This is a genomic window from Pseudomonas sp. MEJ086 (assembly GCF_030209025.1).
Classification (GTDB): Bacteria; Pseudomonadota; Gammaproteobacteria; order Pseudomonadales; family Pseudomonadaceae; genus Aquipseudomonas; species Aquipseudomonas fulva_A.
The window spans coordinates 35,949-50,899 of the sequence record NZ_JARVSV010000057.1; the positions used below are offsets into that span (position 1 = coordinate 35,949).

The following is a 14,951-nucleotide window of genomic DNA, read 5'->3' on the forward strand; positions in this document are numbered from 1 at the left end:
ATTAACCGGCGTATGCACTGTCAGTAAACCATTCTGACGGAGTATTACCATGAGTGAGCAAGACCTTCCGGCGGTGTACCGCGCCTATATCGACTGCCTGAATCGTCAGGACTGGGTGAACCTGGGGAATTTCGTTCACGACGACGCGGTGCACAACGGTCGTCGCCTGGGCCTCACCGGTTACCGAGAGAGGCTCGAGCGCGACTTTCAGGAAATCCCCGATCTGCGCTTCAACATCCGTCTGCTGACTTGTGAAGAATCGACCATCGGCAGTCGCCTGGATTTTCATTGCGCACCGAAAGGCCGCTTTCTCGATCTGCCAGGCAATGGTCGCAAAGTTTCCTTCAGCGAAAACGTGTTCTACGCGTTTCGCGACGGAAAGATCGCCGAAGTCTGGTCGGTGGTGGATAAAGCCGCCATCGAGGCGCAATTGACGAGCAGGGTCTGACCACCGGCAATACGGCCCGTGGCACAATGCCGCAGGTTGTCTGACGGGCCGCAATGGACTGTTTATTGTGTGAAAAAACGCACACGTCTATATGAATTCCGGTATAGTACGCGCCGGCCAATTCATGGCCACGTTCAAGTAGTGCAACTCGCCCGGAAGCTATTTTCGGCAGCCAGTCCGCCATGCGGGCTATCTTGACGATTCACTTTTCACCACGTTTTCGCAAATCCCCGCCGACATGGCTGCCAGGGTGACCCACAAGGTCCTACATGGCATGTGCAGCTTTGGAACATGGGTCTTTGCGGATGCACTAGAGGCAGACCCATGACCCAGGAAACCGGCGGCTTCGCCGCACTCGGCCTTCACGCCAATATTCTCTCCGCCCTGACCGCCGTCGGCTACGAAGAGCCTTCGCCCATCCAGTACCAGGCCATTCCGGTGATTCTCTCCGGCCAGGACATGATCGGCCAGGCTCAGACCGGTACCGGCAAGACCGCAGCGTTCGCGCTGCCGATTCTGTCGAAAATCGATCCGGCCAAGCGCGAGCCCCAGGCGCTGATTCTGGCGCCGACCCGCGAGCTGGCTTTGCAGGTCGCCACCGCGTTTGAAACCTACTCCAAGCAGATGCCCGGCCTCAACGTGGTCGCCGTCTACGGTGGTGCGCCTATGGGCCCGCAACTCAAGGCCATCCGCCAGGGCGCGCAGGTTATCGTTGCCACCCCGGGCCGTCTGGTCGACCACCTGCGTCGCGACGAGAAAGTGCTGTCGACCATCCAGTACCTGGTGCTCGATGAAGCGGACGAAATGCTCAAGCTGGGCTTCATGGATGACCTCGAAGTGATCTTCGAAGCCATGCCGAAAAGCCGCCAGAGCGTGCTGTTCTCCGCGACCCTGCCGCACTCGATCCGCGCCATCGCTGAAAAGCACCTGCGTGATCCGCAGCACATCAAGATCGCGGCCAAGACGCAGACCGTTTCGCGTATCGAGCAGGCGCATCTGATGATCCATGCCGATCAGAAGACCAACGCCGTACTGCGCTTGCTGGAAGTCGAAGAATTCGACGCGCTGATCGCCTTCGTGCGTACCAAGCAGGCGACGCTGGATCTGGCCGCTGCGCTGGAAGCCAAAGGCTACAAGGCTGCCGCCCTGAATGGTGACATCGCCCAGAACCAGCGCGAGCGCGTGATCGAGTCCCTCAAGGATGGCCGTCTGGACATCGTCGTCGCTACCGACGTCGCTGCCCGTGGTATCGACGTGCCGCGTATCACCCACGTATTCAACGTCGACATGCCGTACGACCCCGAGTCCTACGTGCACCGTATCGGTCGTACCGGCCGTGCCGGTCGCGAAGGTCGTGCGCTGCTGCTGGTAACGCCGCGCGAGCGTCGCATGCTGCAGGTAATCGAGCGAGTAACGGGTCAGAAGGTTGGTGAAGTCAAACTGCCAAACGGCCAGCAGGTTCTCGATGCGCGCATCAAGAAGCTCACCAATGGCCTGGCGCCGCTGGTTGCCGATGCCGAGGCCAGCCATGGTGAGCTGCTCGATCGCCTGACCGCTGACATCGGCTGCACGCCACGTGCCCTGGCCGCTGCGCTGCTGAAAAAGGCTACCAATGGTCAGCCTCTGGATCTGGCCAGCGTCGAGCGCGAGCAGCCGCTGGTGCCGGGCGTTGGTGGTGCTCCGCGTGAGCGTCGCGAGCGTGAGGGCGAGCGCAGTGGTGAGCGTAGCGATTCCCGCGAGCGCCGCGCGCCGATGCCGCTGGGCGAAGGTCGTGCGCGTTGCCGTACCGCGCTGGGTGCGCGTGATGGCATCGCTGCCAAGAACCTGCTGGGCGCTATCCTCAACGAAGGTGGTCTGGCTCGTGAAGCGATCGGTCGGATCCAGATCCGCGAGAGCTTCAGCCTGGTGGAGCTGCCGGAAGATGGCCTCGAGCGTCTGCTGAGCAAGCTCAAGGACACCCGTGTTGCCGGCAAGCCGCTGAAGCTGCGTCGTTATCGCGAAGACTGATCCGCGATGCTGTAGAACTCGGGGGAGCCATTGGCTCCCCCGAGTCGTTTCCGGGCCTCGAAAAGCTCGTTCAGCCAGGCGCTGGAAGCCAGCGTCTGTTGCCGCTGTGGCGCGGTCGTGCTGAAACGGCAACAGACCCTAGGACTATCCCCTCTGCGGCTCTACAATCGGCCGTCCTTGTCCGTGTGATGCATTGAATGCCTACCTGTCTCGTCCACTCCCTGCCGTATCAGGCAGATCCCGCCGCTTATTTCGAACGGGTGCGCCAGGCACCGGGTGCGGTGTTGCTGGATTCCGGTCGGCCGATCGCGTCGCGTGGGCGTTACGACCTGCTCAGCGCCTGGCCTCAGGCGACGCTGAGCGCGGAGGAGGGTGAGTCAGGCATGGACTTCTTCGCGCGCCTGCGCGAGGGGCTGGCGGCTCTGGGTGAGGCCGAGCTACCGGCCGGGCTCGAGTTGCCGTTCGCGGGTGGCCTGCTCGGTTACCTCGGCTATGATTTCGGTCGTCGCATCGAGGCGCTGCCCGAGCAGGCCAGGGATGACCTGGGTCTTGGCGACGCCGTATTCGGCTTGTACCCTTGGGCATTGATCAGCGACCACCATGCACAGACCAGCCAACTGGTGTTTCACCCATCGCTCTCCAGCAGCGAGCAGGCGCGCTTGCTCGCCCTGTTCCGGTGCACGCCACCAGTCGCGTCGCAAGAGGCGCCATTCGCCTTGCTTGGGCCCTTCCAGGCCGACATCGAGGCACATGAGTACGCCCGTGCCATCGCCCGCATTCATGCTTATATCGCTTCCGGTGACTGCTATCAGGTCAACTTCGCCCAGCGCTTTCGTGCCAGCTACCAGGGTGAGCCCTGGCAGGCCTACCGCGCCCTGCGCCAGGCCTGCCCGACGCCGTTTTCCGGCTACCTGACGCTGGCAGATGGCGGTGCGGTGCTGAGCCTTTCGCCAGAGCGCTTCATTCGGGTCAGCAGGGGGCAGGTGGAAACCCGACCGATCAAGGGGACTCAGCCCCGTGGGCGCAGCGATCAGGAGGATGCGGACAATGCCCGCGCCTTGCTCGAAAGCCCCAAGGACCGCGCCGAGAACCTGATGATCGTCGATCTGCTGCGCAACGATCTGGGGCGCAGTTGCCGGATCGGCTCGGTGCGCGTGCCCGAGCTGTTCGCACTGGAGAGCTACCCGAACGTACATCATCTGGTCAGTGCGGTGACCGGTGAGCTGGCTGCCGACAAGGATGTGCTGGACCTGTTGCTGGGCGCCTTTCCGGGCGGCTCCATCACCGGCGCGCCGAAGATTCGCGCAATGCAGATCATCGACGAACTGGAGCCCACCCGGCGCGGTCTGTATTGCGGTTCGCTGCTCTATCTGGACGTGCGCGGCGAGATGGACAGCTCCATCGCCATCCGCAGCCTGCTGGCCAGGCACGGCACCATGAGTTGCTGGGGCGGTGGCGGTATCGTTGCCGACTCGGCCTGGCAGACCGAGTATCAGGAGTCGATTACCAAGGTGCAGGTCCTGCTCAGCACCCTGGAGCGCTTCTGCTAGGCGAAGCTGTAGATGTCCATGCCCAGCGCTCCGAGGGTGAAACCCTGGTGTTCGATCTGACAGGTGCCGCCGGCACCGCGGGCGAAGAATAGCGGCAGCAGGTGCTCCTCGCTGGGGTGATTGCGACGGGCATGAGGCGCTTGCTGGCGGTAGTCGAGCAGCGCCTGCAGGTCATCACGCTGCAGCTTGTCGACCACCCAGTCGCGGAACTCCGCAGCCCAGGGCGTCGCCGTTTCCGGAGCGGCACGCCAGTCCAGTTCGCCGAGGTTGTGAGTGATGCTGCCGGAACCGAGCAGCAGCACGTTCTGCTCACGCAGCCCGGCCAGCGCCTCGCCAACCTGCACCTGCAGGGCTGCGCCCTTGTGACTTGGCAGCGACACCTGCACCACCGGAATGTCCGCTTGCGGATACATCAGCGACAGCGGTACCCAACTGCCGTGGTCGAACGGCCGGCGCTCATCGGCACGGGCAGGCAGGCCGGCGGTCTTCAGGCACTGCAGGATGTCCTCTGCCAGTTGCGGGTTGCCGGGCGCCGGGTATTGCACCTGATAGAGTTCCGGGGGGAAGCCGCCGAAGTCGTGCCAGGTTTGCGGTTGAGCCGCACTCATCACCAGCAATTCGGCACTTTCCCAATGCGCCGATACCACCACGATGGCGCGTGGTTTCGGCAACTCCCCAGCAAGACGGCTGAGAGCAACGCCGCTGGCGCCTGGCTGCAGGGCAAGCATGGGTGAACCATGGGAAATGAACAGGCTGGGTAACATGATGATCTCCTGAAGGTAGGATGATGATCTATCAGCTAGGCTGGGTGAACAACGGCTATTTGATAGCTGTTTTTATCTGTTTTATCGATTGTTTCGTGGAGGCATCATGCAGGAAGCGTTCTGGCAAACGCGTTGGCAGAATAATCAGATCGGTTTTCATGCGGCCGAGGTCAACCCGTTCCTGCGCCGCTATTGGCCTGGTTTTACGGCAGCGGATGGCGCTCGGGTGCTGGTGCCCTTGTGTGGCAAAAGCCTGGATATGGTGTGGCTGGCCGAGCGGGGGCATCGGGTGATTGGCGTGGAGCTGGCACGCACCGCCGTCGAGGCATTCTTCGCCGAGCAGGGTCTGGACGCGACGGTCACTCAGGAGGGGGCATTTCTGGTTTACCGGCACGGAAGGATCGAGCTGTACTGTGGTGATTTCTTCGCGCTCGGCAGCGAACAGCTCGCAGATTGTGCGCTGTTCTACGACCGCGCAGCTCTGATCGCCTTGCCAGCCGAGATGCGCGAGCGTTATGTCCGCCATCTGCAGAGCGTGCTGCCTGGAGGAAGCCAGGGGTTGCTGGTGACCCTGGACTACGATCAGTCGTTGATGAACGGGCCACCCTTTTCCGTCAGCGATGAGGAGGTGAGCGGCTGGTCCGGCAGTGTCTGGGATAGCCAACTGCTGGAAAGCCAGGACGCCATGGAGGAACGATTCACTGCCCGAGGGCTCACTCGCATGGATGAGCGCGTCTATCGATTGCGGCTGCTCTGAGCGAATGGCAGGCACAAAAAAGGCGACCTCGCGGTCGCCTTTTTCGTTCGTGTCGCTATCAGCCCAGGCGGCGCAGGGCTTCGATGCGATCTTCCAGCTTGGGGTGGGTCATCAGCAGGCCGGCCAGGCCGTTCTTCAGGCCACCATTGATACCGAAAGCGGTCAGGCTGTCAGGCATCTGTACAGGAACGCCCTGTTCGGCACGCAGGCGCTGTAGTGCAGCGATCATGGCGCCGGTGCCGGCCAGTCGGGCGCCAGCTTCGTCCGCCTTGTATTCGCGCTTACGCGAGAACCACATGACGATGATGCTGGCCAGGATGCCCAGTACCAGCTCGGCGAAGATGGTCGCCACGAAGTAACCGATACCGTGACCGCCTTCGTTCTTGAGGATCGCCTTGTCGACGAAGTTGCCGAAGATGCGGGCGAAGAACATCACGAAGGTGTTCACCACGCCCTGGATCAGCGCCAGGGTAACCATGTCGCCATTGGCGACGTGGCCGATTTCGTGGGCCAGTACGGCTTTCACTTCATCGGGCGAGAAGCGCTCGAGCAGGCCTTGGCTGACGGCGACCAGTGCATCGTTCTTGTTCCAGCCGGTGGCGAACGCGTTGGACTCGTAGGCCGGGAAGATACCCACTTCCGGCATCTTGATGCCGGCTTCGCGGGACAGCTCTTCGACGGTCTGCAGCAGCCACTGTTCATGGCGCGTGCGGGGTTGAGTGATGATCTCGGTGCCGGTGCTCATCTTCGCCATCCATTTGGACAGGAAGAGCGAGATCAGCGAGCCGGCGAAACCGAAGACGGCGCAGAAAATCAGCAGGCTGCCGTGGTTCTGGCCGGTAAAGCGATCAACCCCCAGCAGTTTGAGGGTGATGCTGGCGATGACCAGCACCGCCAAGTTGGTAGCCAGGAACAACATAATGCGCATCATGGTGTGAAACGACTCCTCACGGGAAATACAGGCTCGATACGGCGGCTATATAAGGGCTCGCCCTGTGGCTATTCAACCGAGTGACTATTTCAAACTGTGTCGCACGGCCCCTGTCAGGGACCACTGCGCAGCAGGGGGACAGCTGCTTAGATGGGGTTTTTCCGGTTTATTTCAATCGAGGCCGAGAAAAACCGCGTTTATTGCGGTTTTCCCGGCACCTCTGCCGCTAGGAGCGGGGCGCTGCAGCGCGCTGTTCGAAGAGCTGGCGGGTCAGTCGCGCAATCCGTTCACCATGTTGCTGAGCCAGGGCTTCACGCAGTTGAAAGGCCAGGGTAGCCATCACCCGGTGTACTGCCGGAGGAGGCACCTCGCCATCGGGCAGGGCGTGGGGGAGGCTGCGCGACAGACGCAGGAAGCCTTTTTCCGTCAGGACCGCCTGGTCGACTGCGTCGTAGCCGATAGTCGACTCGTAACGCAGGTAACCCTCGTCGGCGAGCCACAGCAGAGCGTCCAGGCAGGCCTGGTGGCGTTTGCTCGGCAGGCCGAACTCATCCGGCTCCTCGCGGCCGATCAGGTCTTCCACGTACAACGCGGCCTTGCGCGGGAATACCTGATACAGCGCCAGCAGACCGCTGGCGGCGTCCTTGTAGAAGTCGTCTATCTGCAGGTCCATGGCTCTCGGTCCCCGATGCCGTTACTGGCGATAGGTCTTGAGGAAGCTGCCGATTCGGCCGATCGCCTGCTCCAGGTCATCGACGCGGGGCAGGGTGACGACCCGGAAGTGGTCCGGCCACGGCCAGTTGAACGCGGTGCCCTGAACCACCAGCAGTTTCTCGGAGAGCAGCAGGTCGAGCACGAACTTCTCGTCGTTGTGGATCGGGCAGATCTTGGGGTCGATCTTCGGGAAGGCATACAGCGCGCCCATGGGTTTGACGCAACTGACACCCGGAATGTCGTTGAGCAGTTCCCAGGTACGGTTGCGCTGTTCCAGCAGACGGCCGTTGGGCAGTACCAGGTCATTGATGCTCTGGTAGCCACCGAGGGCGGTCTGGATCGCATGCTGGCTCGGCACGTTGGCGCACAGGCGCATGTTGGCGAGTATATCCAGGCCTTCGATATAGCTGGTGGCACGGTGCTTGGGCCCGGAAATGGCTACCCAGCCGGAGCGGAAGCCGGCCACGCGATAGGACTTGGAGAGGCCGTTGAAGGTCAGGCAGAGCACGTCCGGCGCCAGGGAGGCGGTGCAGATGTGCTGGGCTTCGTCATAGAGAATCTTGTCGTAGATCTCGTCGGAGAACACCACCAGGTTGTGCTGGCGCGCCAGCTCGACGATGTCCAGCAGTACTTCCCGAGAGTAGACCGCGCCGGTGGGGTTGTTCGGGTTGATCAGCACCAGGGCCTTGGTGTTCGGGGTGATCTTGGCGCGCATGTCGGCGATGTCCGGAAACCAGCCGGCCTGTTCGTCGCACAGGTAGTGCACCGGGTTACCACCGGAAAGGGCCACGGCAGCGGTCCACAGCGGGTAATCCGGGGCCGGGATCAGCACTTCGTCGCCGTTGTTGAGCAGTGCCTGCATGGCCATGACGATCAGCTCGGATACGCCGTTGCCGAGGTAGACGTCCTCGATACCGATGCCTTCCACCTGCTTCTGCTGGTAGTACTGCATCACCGCCTTGCGCGCGCTGAACAGGCCCTTGGAGTCGCTGTAGCCCTGTGCAGTAGGCAGATTGCGGATCACATCCTGAAGAATTTCATCGGGTGCTTCGAAACCGAAGGGGGCCGGGTTGCCGATGTTCAGCTTGAGAATGCGCTGGCCTTCTTCTTCCAGACGCTTGGCGTGCTTGAGCACCGGACCGCGAATGTCGTAGCAGACGTTGGCGAGCTTGTTGGATTTGCTGACCTGCATGGTGAAGAATCCCGAATCGAAGAGGTGCGGCCTTCAGCGGGCCGAGGCGGCGGCGAGCCGTGGCGGGTTGAGGTGTCGAATCATACGTGTCAGCCTGAGTCGGGCAAAGATACAGATAGGGCTTTTTTATCCCGAGGAGGACGGCCTGTGAGCAAGCTCGAAAAACCACTGGAAACCTGGCGCGAGGAGTTGTCGGACACGCAGTTCAACGTCTGCCGGCTGGGCGGCACGGAACGTCCGTTCACTGGGGAGTACCACGACAGCAAGGTGCCTGGCGTCTACCAGTGCGTGTGCTGCGGCACGCCACTGTTCGACTCCGATGCCAAGTTCGATTCCGGCTGCGGCTGGCCGAGTTATTTCCAGCCGCTGAACGCCGAGGTCATCACCGAGCTGGAAGACTTCAGCCACGGCATGCACCGTATCGAAGTGCGCTGCAGCAACTGTGACGCTCACCTGGGACACGTATTTCCCGATGGCCCGCGCCCGACCGGGTTGCGTTATTGCATCAACTCGGTGTCGCTCAAGCACGTGCCACGCCAGGCGTAGAGCGCGAGTCATCATTCGGCCCGCTTATGACGGGCCTTGTTTTTGAGCAATTGAATTGTGTGCAATTCAATTGCCGACTATTCTTCTCGCTCCTTTACCCCGGCGAGCCCGCACCCATGACCCAAGACCTGTTGGCGATACCCTGCATCACGATCAGCGGCGAGCGTAAGAGCCTGGCGGATTTCGGCGCCAAGGCGATTCTGGTGGTCAACACCGCCAGCCAGTGCGGCTTCACCCCGCAGTATCAGGGCCTGGAAAGCCTCTGGAAGCAGTACGCCGACAAAGGGCTGGTGGTGCTGGGGTTTCCCTGCAATCAGTTCGGCAAGCAGGAGCCGGGTGACGAGAAGGCGATCTCCAGCTTCTGCGAGCTGAATTTCGGCGTCAGTTTCCCGCTGTTTCGCAAGATCGAGGTCAATGGTGATGGCGCGCACCCGCTGTACGTGCAGCTCAAGCGCGAGGCGCCCGGCCTGTTGGGCACGCAACGCATCAAATGGAATTTCACCAAGTTCCTGATCAGTGGCGATGGCCGCCAGGTGAAACGCTACGCGCCCACCACCAAGCCCCAGGCGCTGAGCGCTGCCATCGAAGCGCTGCTCGATGGATGAACTGCAACTCGATCAGCGGCTGTGTTTCAAGCTGTATGCCGCTTCCCGCATGGTGGTGCGTGCCTACAAGCCGATGCTCGACAGGTTGCAACTGACGTATCCCCAGTATCTGGCCATGCTGGTGCTCTGGGAGTGGGATGCAACGCCGCCTGAGCAACCGACGGTGAAGGCTCTTGGCGAACGCTTGCTGCTCGACTCGGGCACCCTGACGCCTCTGCTCAAGCGCCTGCAGCAAGCCGGCCTGGTGCAGCGTCGACGTAGTGCCGAGGATGAGCGCGAAGTGCATCTGGGGCTCAGCGCCGCTGGGCGCGAGTTGCGCGCCCAAGTGCCAGAACTGAAGCGCGAACTGCTCTGCGAACACGCTGTCGACAGCGCGGAACTGGAGCCGCTGCGCGCGCAACTGGATCAGTTGCTGCAGCGCATGCGCAGTCTTCAGGTGCCTTGAACCGTCAGGCTGGCAGCCACTTGTCGAGCAGGCCGAGCAGCTCTTCGCGACGGAAGGGCTTGGCCAGGTAATCGCTCATACCTGCTGCGAGGCAGCGCTCGCGCTCTTCGGAAAGCGCGTTGGCGGTCAGGGCGATGATCGGCAGATGCTGCCAGGCGGGGTTGGCGCGAATGCGTCGGCTGGCTTCGTAGCCGTCCATGATCGGCATGTTGCAATCCATCAGCACCAGATCGACGGTCTCCTCCTGCAGTCGTTCCAGTGCCTGCTCGCCGTTGTTGGCCAGCGTCACGTCGATGCCCTGCTTGCTGAGCATGCCTTTGGCCACCAATTGGTTGACCGGGTTGTCCTCGACCAGCAATACACGCGCCTGCTTGCGTGGCGCCGCGGCAGGTGCCTGTGAGCCTGCCGGGTTCTCAGCGGGCTCCTGCAGGGCGTGGCCGAGCGCCTGTAGCAGGTGTTGGCGGGTCAGGGGCCTGGCGACCTGCTCCAGCGGCGATAGCGCGATGGCCTGTTCGGTGTCGAGGAAGCTGCCGTAGGCAGTCACCAGAATGATCGGCGTCGCCGTGCGCTGGCGCAGGCGCTTCATGCAGCTCGGGCAGTCGCTGATCAGCACGTCGGCATCGATGTCACTGGCCTGTTCGGCACTGTCCAGGCGCCGGTAATCCAGGCCCCAGCTTTCCACCAGGGTGGGCAGCAGTTCGGCGAGGCCGGTGTCGGCTGCGCAGATCGCCAGTACACGCCCAGATAGCCGAGGTGCTGTTGGCGCCGCCTGCAGGCTCGGCAGTGGCAGCGTTGCGGTGAAGCGGCTGCCGCTGCCGGGCGTGGATTGCAGTTCCAGCTGGCCTTGCATGGCTTCGCATAGGCGTCGGGTCAGCGCCAGGCCCAGGCCTGTGCCGCCGAATTGCCGGGTGATGTCCGCGCCTGCCTGGGTGAAGGGTTGAAAGATACGTGCCTGGGCATCGGCGGGGATGCCGATGCCGGTGTCACAGACCTCGATGCGAACCCGCTCCGCCTCCGCGCTGATGCGGATATCGACGCGGCCCTCACGGGTGAACTTCAGGGCATTGGACAGCAGGTTGCTGATGATCTGCCTCACCCGCGTCGGGTCGCCGAGCAACTGGGCAGGCAGGTTCGGGTCGATCAGGCAGGTCAGCTCCACGCCGGGCAGGGCATTCTGCGATAGCAGGCTCGCGGTACCTTCCACCAGTGCGCCTGGGTCGAAGGCGATGCGTTCCAGTTCCAGCTGCCCGGCCTCGAATTTCGACAGGTCGAGAATATCGTTGAGCAGGTCGACCAGCACCTTGCCGGAATCATGGGCGATCGACAGTTGCTGGCGCTGCTCGCTGCCCAATGGACCTTCCAGAGATAGTGCCAGCATGCCCAGCAGGCCGTTCAGCGGGGTGCGGATCTCATGGCTCATGTTGGCCAGAAAAATGGAGCGTGCCTGGGCCATTGCCAGGGCGTCGTGCCGGGCTTGCTCGAGCTCTTCGTTGGAGCGGCTGAGGCGGCTGTTGGCGGCCTTCAGTTCGACTGTGCGGGCGGAAACGATGGCTTCCAGTTCGCCCAGGTAGTCGGTCAGGCGGTCTTCGGCGTTGCGTCGATGCTCGATCTCGGTGGCGATGCTGGCGAACTGGCGGTTGGCGACATCCACCAGCACGCCGATCTCGTCGCGCTCGTGGCCGGGCGGGCAGGGCAGGCGGGTGCGATCCGGGGTGCGCAGGTCGCGATCGGCGAGCGCCTGGATTACTTGGTTCAGTGGCTTGGTCAGCATGAAATAGAACAGCACCAGCAGAATCACCGACAGCAGCAGGCTCCGGGTAAAACCATTGACTAGGGTCAGCAGCGAGCGCTTGAGGAAGTTGCTGCCGAATGCGTAGGTGTCGATGTCCAGTTGCAGCATGCCCAGTTGTTCGTCAGGCGCATGCTCGACCGACAGGCGAGTTTCGAAATGGCGGCTGTTGCCGAACAGGAAGTCGCTGAAGATTCGATAGTTGCTTTCCGCCGGGGGCTGCGTGGTGCTGGCCAGGGATTCGCCATTGCTGTCGACGATGCGTGCGCCCGTCACGGCGGGCGAGCGTGACAGGCCAGCGACCAGCTCCTGTGCCAGTTCGGCGTCGATGTTGTAGGCGATACGCGCGGCAGGATTGTGGCTGATCTCCATCAGCGCACGAATCTCGCGGTTGATGGCGGCATCTTCGCTGGCATAATCGACGCCTATCTGCACCAGGCTGAGCAGCGTGCCAATGATGAACGCCACCATGACGGTGATACCGGCCTGTTTGAATGACAGCCGCTGTGTCAGTGGGATTTCCATATAAGGCGCTGTCTCGTTCCGATCGCTGCTCAAGCATAGTCGATATGGCCTGCTTTTCGGCACACCTGCCTCACATACTGATGATTCGAGGAACTGACCGTGGATTCCCGCTTGCTTGATTTTGTGCAACGTGCCGACAGCGTTCTGACACGTCTGGAGCCGTTGCTGCCTGCCACCCGCGAGCCGCTGGACTGGGAGCGCAGCCTGGCCGCTCGTTGGCAGCGTGAAGGACGCGGCGGCTATCTGCAGCCGTTGAAGGTGAGCCTGGACATGAGCCTCAGCGATTTGATCGGTGTCGACACCCAGCGCGAGCAACTGGCGCGCAATACCCGCCAGTTCGTTCAGGGTATGCCGGCCAACCACGCGCTGCTGTGGGGCGCTCGCGGTACCGGAAAATCGTCTCTGGTACGTGCGCTGCTGGCCGAACATGCCAGCGCCGGGCTGCGCCTGATCGAGATCGAGCGTGATCACCTGGCCGATCTGCCGCGTGTGGTGGAGCAACTGATGAAACTGCCGCAGCGCTTCATCCTGTTCTGCGATGACCTGTCGTTCGAGGCTGGCGAGGGCGATTACCGGGTGCTCAAGAGCGTGCTCGACGGTTCCCTGGAGCGCTCGCCGGAGAACGTGCTGCTGTACGCCACCTCCAACCGTCGCCACCTGGTGCCGGAGCGCGAGAGTGACAACGCCAATACCAAGGTCGTCGATGGCGAGTTGCACCCGAACGAGGCGGTCGAGGACAAGATCGCGCTGTCGGATCGTTTTGGTTTGTGGCTGTCCTTCTATCCCTTCACCCAGCAGCATTACCTGGATGTGGTGCGTCACTGGATCGAGGTTCAGGCGGCGGAGAACGGCCTGCAGTGGCAGTGGAACGAGGATCTGGAAAAGCTTGCCGTGCGCTGGGCGACCGGGCGTGGCAATCGCAACGGCCGTTGTGCCTATCAATTCGCCCGCCAGTGGGTGGGCCTGCAACTGCTGGAGACGTCGCGATGATCGATTTGAGTGAAAGTGGTGCCGGCCTCGACGGCTACCCGCTGTTGACCGCCCAATTGGAGGCGCTGCTGAGTGGCGAGCGGGATTTCATCGCCAACGCTGCGCAGTTCAGCGCCTTCGTCTTCCACGAGCTCGAAGGGCTCAACTGGGCCGGCTTCTATCTGGTCAAGAGCGATGAACTGGTGCTGGGGCCATTCCAGGGCAAGGTCGCCTGCGTGCGCATCCCGTTCGGCCGCGGCGTATGCGGCGCTGCGGCGGCATCGCTGCAAACCCAGCGGGTCGAGGACGTGCATGCCTTCGCCGGGCATATCGCCTGCGACAGTGCGTCGAACAGTGAGCTGGTCGTGCCGTTGATCAAGGACGGCCGGCTGATCGGTGTGCTGGACCTGGACAGCCCGCTGATCGGTCGCTTCAGCGAGGCAGACCAGCGCGGTATCGAAGGCCTTGCGGCTGTGCTGCTACAGGCGAGTGATTGCTGAGGGGAGGCGCTAGTCGTACAGCGCCTTCTTCTTCCAGTCACCATCGCCTTCCAGTGATTTCAGCCCTTCGTTGAGCTCGCTGGACTCGTCGCCTTCCTGCCGCTCCGGGCTGACCAGCGTGGCGTTTACGCGCGCCAACTGTTTCTGGAACTGCGCCAACTGTGCCTGGTAGCGTGCGGTGTCGGCCTGCTTCTGCAGGAACTGCACACCGCGCTCCAGAGCGAGGCGTGCATGGCCGTTCTGTTGCTGCTGCAGCGCCTGACGGGCCTGATTGCCGTACAGCTCTATATAGAGCTGGGCCAGCATGTGGCGAGTTTCCTGTGCCCAGTGCTTGGCCTCATCGACCGGTAACAGACCGGTCTGCGCCGCCTTGGTGATCTGGCCATGCAGGGCTTCCAGTTGAGCGCGAACCAGTTTGGCGCGTTCATCATCGGTCACCGGGAAGGGCGCGTTGCGAACGGCGATGGCTTCGCCCTGGCCAATGAACTTGCGCAGTTCCTCGGCCATGGCGGCATAGGCCGCATCCTTCTTGTCGACTTCCAGCAGGCGTTCGGCGAAGTGCAACTGCAGGCGGCTGAGCAGCAGTTTCAGCTCCGGGCTCATCAGTTGGCCGGCGAACTGCTCGTTGAGATCGGCGATACGCCGGTAGCGCTCGCCCAGGTCCGCCTTGAGGCGTGCCTTCTTGCGCTTGTTGTTTTCGGCCAGTTGATTCAGATAGGCGATGAGCACCAGCAAGGTGATGCCAGCTACTATCGCCATGGTAATCATCAACGAGGACATCGTTTTAACCTCTAGAGCGCCTTTCGACACGAGTGTAGTGCTTAGTTGAGTAGGCTCCTAGCGGTGATTGCGCCGAGCCAGGGGAGCAGCGCAGACCCTGTGGCCATAGCCCGTAGGCAAGCCGAGCCGCCGATCATTCGCATTGTGGGCCACTTGCCAGCATGGCAGCAACACGCTTGACTGCCATCCTCTATAGGGACTGCTGGCAAGAAGGGGCCACGGCTCTCTCCGGGTGGCTGAAATCCCGGGTGAAGTCGTTGATTTTAAAAATATTTATTTGAGAGGTTGACGACCGTTGAAAGGCTCCATAGAATGCGCGCCACTTCCACGGTAATGCTGAAAAGCACAACGAGGAAGCCGGAAATTCCGGGCAACGTCCCCTTCGTCTAGTGGCCTAGGACACCGCCCTTTCACGGCGGTAACAGGGGT

At 62.2% G+C, this 14,951-nt stretch carries 15 protein-coding genes; 9 read left to right on the plus strand and 6 right to left on the minus strand.

What is annotated here, in order from left to right:
- Nucleotides 1-49: 49 nt before the first annotated feature.
- The 3 genes from QRN22_RS25535 to pabB all read left to right on the plus strand — a co-directional run bounded on the left by QRN22_RS25535 (nt 50) and on the right by pabB (nt 4,005).
- On the plus strand, nt 50-448 hold the full coding sequence (locus QRN22_RS25535) for an ester cyclase (protein WP_042556672.1): 399 nt from the start codon (nt 50-52) through the stop codon (nt 446-448).
- A gap of 324 nt (nt 449-772) precedes the next feature.
- Nucleotides 773-2,455 (plus strand): DEAD/DEAH box helicase, encoded by a 1,683-nt coding sequence (locus QRN22_RS25540; RefSeq protein ID WP_042556671.1) that lies wholly within the window; start codon nt 773-775, stop codon nt 2,453-2,455.
- Nucleotides 2,456-2,652: 197 nt separating this feature from the next.
- Nucleotides 2,653-4,005, plus strand: coding sequence for an aminodeoxychorismate synthase component I (gene pabB, locus QRN22_RS25545; protein WP_042556670.1), 1,353 nt, complete (start codon nt 2,653-2,655; stop codon nt 4,003-4,005).
- On the opposite strand, the gene QRN22_RS25550 is transcribed toward pabB, so the two are convergent.
- Nucleotides 4,002-4,769 (minus strand): DODA-type extradiol aromatic ring-opening family dioxygenase, encoded by a 768-nt coding sequence (locus tag QRN22_RS25550; protein WP_042556669.1) that lies wholly within the window; start codon nt 4,767-4,769, stop codon nt 4,002-4,004. The two genes, pabB and QRN22_RS25550, sit on opposite strands and share 4 nt — an antisense overlap.
- Before the next feature lie 106 nt (nt 4,770-4,875).
- On the opposite strand from QRN22_RS25550, the gene QRN22_RS25555 reads away from it, so the two are divergent.
- Nucleotides 4,876-5,526: a thiopurine S-methyltransferase gene (locus QRN22_RS25555; protein ID WP_042556668.1), complete on the plus strand. Its 651-nt coding sequence runs from the start codon at nt 4,876-4,878 to the stop codon at nt 5,524-5,526.
- Nucleotides 5,527-5,584: 58 nt separating this feature from the next.
- Here the strand turns inward: QRN22_RS25555 and htpX are convergent, their stop codons facing one another.
- The 3 genes from htpX to QRN22_RS25570 form a co-directional block, all read right to left on the minus strand.
- The gene (gene htpX / locus QRN22_RS25560; RefSeq protein ID WP_042556667.1) at nt 5,585-6,457 is read right to left on the minus strand and encodes a protease HtpX; all 873 of its coding nucleotides are present in this window, start codon (nt 6,455-6,457) and stop codon (nt 5,585-5,587) included.
- A gap of 226 nt (nt 6,458-6,683) precedes the next feature.
- On the minus strand, nt 6,684-7,130 hold the full coding sequence (locus tag QRN22_RS25565; RefSeq protein ID WP_042556666.1) for a hypothetical protein: 447 nt from the start codon (nt 7,128-7,130) through the stop codon (nt 6,684-6,686).
- Between the two features lie 21 nt (nt 7,131-7,151).
- Nucleotides 7,152-8,363 carry a pyridoxal phosphate-dependent aminotransferase gene (locus QRN22_RS25570; RefSeq protein WP_042556665.1) on the minus strand — a complete coding sequence of 404 codons (1,212 nt, stop codon included), beginning with the start codon at nt 8,361-8,363 and terminating at the stop codon, nt 7,152-7,154.
- Nucleotides 8,364-8,510: 147 nt separating this feature from the next.
- On the opposite strand from QRN22_RS25570, the gene msrB reads away from it, so the two are divergent.
- From msrB to QRN22_RS25585, 3 genes are all read left to right on the plus strand, one after another.
- Nucleotides 8,511-8,909 carry a peptide-methionine (R)-S-oxide reductase MsrB gene (gene msrB / locus QRN22_RS25575; RefSeq protein ID WP_042556664.1) on the plus strand — a complete coding sequence of 133 codons (399 nt, stop codon included), beginning with the start codon at nt 8,511-8,513 and terminating at the stop codon, nt 8,907-8,909.
- A 116-nt stretch (nt 8,910-9,025) separates the two neighbouring features.
- Nucleotides 9,026-9,514, plus strand: coding sequence for a glutathione peroxidase (locus QRN22_RS25580; protein ID WP_042556663.1), 489 nt, complete (start codon nt 9,026-9,028; stop codon nt 9,512-9,514).
- Nucleotides 9,507-9,959 (plus strand): MarR family winged helix-turn-helix transcriptional regulator, encoded by a 453-nt coding sequence (locus tag QRN22_RS25585; protein WP_042556662.1) that lies wholly within the window; start codon nt 9,507-9,509, stop codon nt 9,957-9,959. Before QRN22_RS25580 ends, QRN22_RS25585 begins: the two co-directional genes overlap by 8 nt.
- 4 nt (nt 9,960-9,963) lie before the next feature.
- Here the strand turns inward: QRN22_RS25585 and QRN22_RS25590 are convergent, their stop codons facing one another.
- Nucleotides 9,964-12,273, minus strand: coding sequence for a hybrid sensor histidine kinase/response regulator (locus QRN22_RS25590; RefSeq protein ID WP_042556661.1), 2,310 nt, complete (start codon nt 12,271-12,273; stop codon nt 9,964-9,966).
- 99 nt (nt 12,274-12,372) lie between these two features.
- Here QRN22_RS25590 and QRN22_RS25595 point away from each other — a divergent pair, with 99 nt between their 5' ends.
- A complete protein-coding gene (locus QRN22_RS25595) occupies nt 12,373-13,263 on the plus strand; it encodes an ATP-binding protein (RefSeq protein ID WP_042556660.1) in 891 nt (296 codons plus the stop codon).
- Nucleotides 13,260-13,742, plus strand: a complete 483-nt coding sequence (gene msrC, locus QRN22_RS25600) for a free L-methionine (R)-S-oxide reductase MsrC (RefSeq protein WP_042556659.1) — start codon at nt 13,260-13,262, stop codon at nt 13,740-13,742. Before QRN22_RS25595 ends, msrC begins: the two co-directional genes overlap by 4 nt.
- A gap of 9 nt (nt 13,743-13,751) precedes the next feature.
- Here the strand turns inward: msrC and QRN22_RS25605 are convergent, their stop codons facing one another.
- A complete protein-coding gene (locus QRN22_RS25605) occupies nt 13,752-14,510 on the minus strand; it encodes a hypothetical protein (protein WP_231570248.1) in 759 nt (252 codons plus the stop codon).
- Between the last annotated feature and the right edge of the window lie 441 nt (nt 14,511-14,951).

What these genes read in the sequence shown, in the direction of transcription:
- QRN22_RS25605 (WP_231570248.1), bottom strand. Translation starts at nt 14,510, where the DNA reads ATGATTACCATGGCGATAGTAGCTGGCATCACCTTGCTGGTGCTCATC.
- QRN22_RS25535 (WP_042556672.1), top strand. Translation starts at nt 50, where the DNA reads ATGAGTGAGCAAGACCTTCCGGCGGTGTACCGCGCCTATATCGACTGC.
- QRN22_RS25555 (WP_042556668.1), top strand. Translation starts at nt 4,876, where the DNA reads ATGCAGGAAGCGTTCTGGCAAACGCGTTGGCAGAATAATCAGATCGGT.
- msrC (WP_042556659.1), top strand. Translation starts at nt 13,260, where the DNA reads ATGATCGATTTGAGTGAAAGTGGTGCCGGCCTCGACGGCTACCCGCTG.
- pabB (WP_042556670.1), top strand. Translation starts at nt 2,653, where the DNA reads ATGCCTACCTGTCTCGTCCACTCCCTGCCGTATCAGGCAGATCCCGCC.
- QRN22_RS25585 (WP_042556662.1), top strand. Translation starts at nt 9,507, where the DNA reads ATGGATGAACTGCAACTCGATCAGCGGCTGTGTTTCAAGCTGTATGCC.
- QRN22_RS25590 (WP_042556661.1), bottom strand. Translation starts at nt 12,273, where the DNA reads ATGGAAATCCCACTGACACAGCGGCTGTCATTCAAACAGGCCGGTATC.
- QRN22_RS25580 (WP_042556663.1), top strand. Translation starts at nt 9,026, where the DNA reads ATGACCCAAGACCTGTTGGCGATACCCTGCATCACGATCAGCGGCGAG.
- htpX (WP_042556667.1), bottom strand. Translation starts at nt 6,457, where the DNA reads ATGATGCGCATTATGTTGTTCCTGGCTACCAACTTGGCGGTGCTGGTC.
- QRN22_RS25570 (WP_042556665.1), bottom strand. Translation starts at nt 8,363, where the DNA reads ATGCAGGTCAGCAAATCCAACAAGCTCGCCAACGTCTGCTACGACATT.
- QRN22_RS25565 (WP_042556666.1), bottom strand. Translation starts at nt 7,130, where the DNA reads ATGGACCTGCAGATAGACGACTTCTACAAGGACGCCGCCAGCGGTCTG.
- QRN22_RS25550 (WP_042556669.1), bottom strand. Translation starts at nt 4,769, where the DNA reads ATGTTACCCAGCCTGTTCATTTCCCATGGTTCACCCATGCTTGCCCTG.
- QRN22_RS25540 (WP_042556671.1), top strand. Translation starts at nt 773, where the DNA reads ATGACCCAGGAAACCGGCGGCTTCGCCGCACTCGGCCTTCACGCCAAT.